Here is a 4109-nt window from a genome sequence, read left to right as displayed (position 1 = left end):
CTGAAATGTAGAAAGAATGTGTTGTTTCTTATTCATGAGAATACATTATTGAATTAAATTATTATAATATGGAGGAACTATTATGTTAGATTTAAGATTTGTAAGAGAAAATCCAGATGTAGTAAAACAAAATATTAAGAACAAATTCCAAGATAACAAATTACCTTTAGTAGATGAAGTAATTGCCCTTGATCTTGAGAGTAGAACTACAAAACAAGAAGCGGATGCTCTTCGTGCTGAAAGAAATGCCATTTCAAAACAAATCGGTGGTTTAATGGCACAAGGCAAAAGAGAAGAAGCAGAAGAGTTGAAGAAAAAAGTTACTGCTGAGTCAGAGCGTCTTGCTGAGTTAGAGCAAAAAGAAAGTGAATTACAAGAAAAAATCACGAATATTATGATGACAATTCCGAATATCATCGATCCATCAGTTCCAATTGGTAAAGATGATAGTGAGAACGTTGAGATTACACGTTATGGTGAGCCAGTTGTTCCAGATTTTGAAGTTCCATATCATGCAGAAATCATGGAGAAATTCAATGGTCTTGATCTAGATAGTGCTCGTAAAGTAGCAGGTAACGGATTCTATTATTTAATGGGAGATATCGCTCGTTTACATTCTGCTGTTATTTCTTATGCTAGAGATTTTATGATTGACCGTGGATTTACTTATTGTGTTCCACCTTATATGATTCGTAGCGATGTTGTTACTGGTGTAATGAGTTTTGCTGAGATGGATGCCATGATGTACAAAATCGAAGGAGAAGACTTATATCTTATCGGTACAAGTGAACACTCTATGATTGGTAAGTTCATTGATACAATCAATCAAGAGACTTCATTACCATATACACTAACAAGTTATTCACCATGTTTCAGAAAAGAAAAAGGTGCTCATGGTATTGAAGAACGTGGTGTATATCGTATTCACCAATTTGAAAAACAAGAAATGATCGTAGTTTGTAACCCAGAAGATAGTATGATGTGGTTCGAAAAATTATGGCAAAACACAGTTGATTTATTCCGTTCTCTTGATATTCCAGTTAGAACACTTGAATGTTGTTCAGGAGATTTAGCAGACCTTAAAGTAAAATCAATCGACGTAGAAGCTTGGTCACCAAGACAACAAAAATACTTCGAAGTTGGTAGCTGTTCTAACTTAGGAGATGCACAAGCTCGTCGTCTTAAGATTCGTGTAGTTGGTGAAAGAGGCAAGTATTTTGCTCATACATTAAACAACACAGTAGTAGCACCGCCTAGAATGTTAATCGCATTCCTTGAAAACAACTTAAATCCAGATGGATCTGTTAATATTCCAAAAGCATTACAACCTTATATGGGTGGAAAGACAGTTATTAAATAATAACTCTAAAAAAATAAACAGTTCCAAGAAGTTACATGTCTATCGCAATTATCACATTACAATAGGCATAAATCTTCTTGGAACTATTCTTTTACGATATATTTCCTTATATCTGTCTTTTAATATTTATTGCAATTTATTTGTGTTTATTAATTTTTTTCTATACTTACATCATCTGTTAGATTGCTAAAGGTTATCTTCACTTCACCAGCAGCATCAAAGGCTACAATGGTAATCTCAGATGTTCCTTGAGGTATTGTTATTGTATTACTTTCATTATTTTTAAGCTCAATAATAGTATCATCTGGTAAAACTAATAGAGTTTTTAATGTTGTAGTTGTTGCAGTAGTTGAATAATCAAGGGTTATGGAAGTCTCTTTCGTGGCATCAATTTCAAGCCAAGAAGTAACTCCTTCTAATTTACTAAAATTCTTAGAGTATTCATCACCTAGTACACGATTTTTTTGTCTCCAAACAATGGAACCACAAAATCCATTGACAATCTTATCATCAGTAAAGTCAGATAAATTATTAATAGGGCCATCTGGAGTTATAAACTGTTCTCCGTCATAATAATACCCATTACCAAAACTTAACGTCTGGGCCTCATCATCAAGTAACTTGCTTAAAACATTCGTAGTATCTGTTGTAGTTGTAGTACTATTTTCTTCTGTTATAGTGTGATTTTTTTTTGAATCTGATAAATCCTTACTCTTTGGAGGCGTAGTAAAAGTAGTTATAATTGCTAGTACTACGATTACTACTATAGTTAAACCAGTGCCGACCATCATCTTTGATTTCTTAGAAATTTGCTGTATTCGCTCTTTCAATCCAAGCTTACTTACTGACATACCGACTGCAAGATTTAGTATATTGCTTCGATCGTTATGAACCGCGACAAATTCTAGAATTGTTCTACCATATGAGAATCTCTCTTCATCACCTAATATCTTTAAGGCAGCTGCATCACAGGAAAGTTCACAATCTCTTTTTGATAATACGGCTGCAAGCCATACGAATGGATTAAACCAGTAGGTTATTACTATAATACATCGAATGAATGACCAAAGATAATCTAGATGTTTGTAGTGGCATAATTCATGCGTTAAAGCATGTCCCATTTTTGCTTCATCATCGAAACAGGACTCTGTAACATAGATTCCAAATCTACCATTAACCATTAACAACAAAGGAGAGTGTATGCTTGATGAGACATAGACAGGAAGTTTGCAAGTTATAGTAGTTAATAACCTTCGATCTTTTTTTATTGTCCTTTTGAAACGTATATTTACATATAGCATCCATAAAGTACTAAGAGCCATGCCAATATACCATATTATTAGTAGTAATGGTGTATTTGCAGTAGTAGAGTTTCTATAACTTGATTTCGCTTCAATAGTGGAAAATTCACCTGTTTTAGCGTTATCTGTTTTTTCATTATATAGAATTTCTTTGGGAGTAGTTACCTTGGTGTCAGATTTTATAAGATTTGTATAAAGATGATTAACTGATTGCATTATGCTAATGGGGCTTTCTATTTTGGGAAGGTTTGTTCCCATGATTAGTCCTAAAGGAAATAATCGAATAACAACAAGTAGCCACAGAGCGTACTGTAAGTGTAAATTGATCTTTCCGTTTAAGAAAGTCCGTATACCATAGATAATCAAAATCAGTAAGGTAGAACTAATTAGAATTTCTATCACGATCTTTCACCTCGGCTTTCTGTAATATTTGATAAAGTTCTTCTAGTTCATCTTTTGTAATAGATTGATTTCCAACCATGGTATTCACTAATAAACTAATGCTTCCGTCATAAACTTTATCCAAAAATCCTTTTGTTTCTTCGATCGTAACTTCTGATTCTTGCACAATTGGGTAAAATAACTTTGCTTTACCACCTTCTTCATATGCAATGGCACCTTTTTTTTCTAATCTACCAAGCATGGTAATAACGGTGTGTTTACTCCAATTTGTTTCTTCTTTCAGTAAGGCTACCAATTGTGTAATTGTACTTGGAGTATTTCTCCATAATGCCTTCATTAGTTTCCATTCTCCATCTGATAAGAAAATATTACCCATAAAAACCTCCTTATGTCATTATGTTACAAATAATAACATATAGGTAGACAAATGTAAACCTTTTATTTTGGGAATTTTTAACCGAAATATTTTAACTGGTGATATAACAAAAGGGGCTGTTGCAAAATTAAGTAGTTTTGCAACAGCCTAAGACATAGCCTGTAAATTATATTGATAGTTTAGAACGTATATCTCTTCTGTAATAATACAAACATCTTCCATACATATAATCGAATAAGAAGATGAAAATCTCAACTATAGGTATGAATAAGATAAAAGAAGGAATTCGTATTGCAACAAACAGTTCTTTGCAAGTGAAGTAGATCGCAAAGATACCGATATTTGCTACAAGATAATTTATTGCATGTACAAGATATTTGCTTTGGGTTTTCGTATACCAATAATACCATATTCCATAATGACCAAAGAATAAGATGTATGGTACAATTGCTAATTTATTTGGTAGGATTAGTAAAGCAAGTAAGGAAGATGCTACATAAAAGGCAATACCTGCACGTAAATTACTTTCTTCCAGAATAATAATGACAAAAATAGAACTTAAGCAATAAGAAACCATCTGAATATTCGTAATACTGCCAGCTAGAAATAAAAACAATAGCGTGAATACTAAGAAAATACCACACAAAGCGATTGTCTTCGTGGTCAATTT

At 32.9% G+C, this 4109-nt stretch carries 4 protein-coding genes; 1 reads left to right on the top strand and 3 read right to left on the bottom strand.

The genetic code is table 11. The annotated features are described in order from the left end of the window. The first annotated feature begins 82 nt into the window (after nucleotides 1-82). Entirely contained in the window at nucleotides 83-1360 is a 1278-nt protein-coding gene (gene serS / locus ACW2QF_RS05375) for a serine--tRNA ligase (RefSeq protein WP_455714967.1), read from the top strand. Nucleotides 1361-1509: 149 nt separating this feature from the next. On the opposite strand, the gene ACW2QF_RS05370 is transcribed toward serS, so the two are convergent. The 3 genes from ACW2QF_RS05370 to ACW2QF_RS05360 all read right to left on the bottom strand — a co-directional run. Then, complete coding sequence (locus tag ACW2QF_RS05370; protein ID WP_455714966.1) at nucleotides 1510-3063, bottom strand: M56 family metallopeptidase; 1554 nt, start codon at nucleotides 3061-3063, stop codon at nucleotides 1510-1512. Further along, the gene (locus tag ACW2QF_RS05365; RefSeq protein WP_455714965.1) at nucleotides 3044-3439 is read right to left on the bottom strand and encodes a BlaI/MecI/CopY family transcriptional regulator; all 396 of its coding nucleotides are present in this window, start codon (nucleotides 3437-3439) and stop codon (nucleotides 3044-3046) included. Before ACW2QF_RS05365 ends, ACW2QF_RS05370 begins: the two co-directional genes overlap by 20 nt. Nucleotides 3440-3605: 166 nt before the next feature. Next, a partial coding sequence (locus ACW2QF_RS05360) for a hypothetical protein (RefSeq protein WP_455714964.1) occupies nucleotides 3606-4109 on the bottom strand: 504 nt, incomplete at its 5' end.

The organism is Anaerosporobacter sp. (assembly GCF_965301125.1).
The sequence above is the reverse complement of the archived record's forward strand: the minus strand, read 5'-3'. Positions and strand labels throughout refer to the sequence as shown.

What these genes read in the sequence shown, in the direction of transcription:
- serS (WP_455714967.1), top strand. Translation starts at nt 83, where the DNA reads ATGTTAGATTTAAGATTTGTAAGAGAAAATCCAGATGTAGTAAAACAA.
- ACW2QF_RS05365 (WP_455714965.1), bottom strand. Translation starts at nt 3,439, where the DNA reads ATGGGTAATATTTTCTTATCAGATGGAGAATGGAAACTAATGAAGGCA.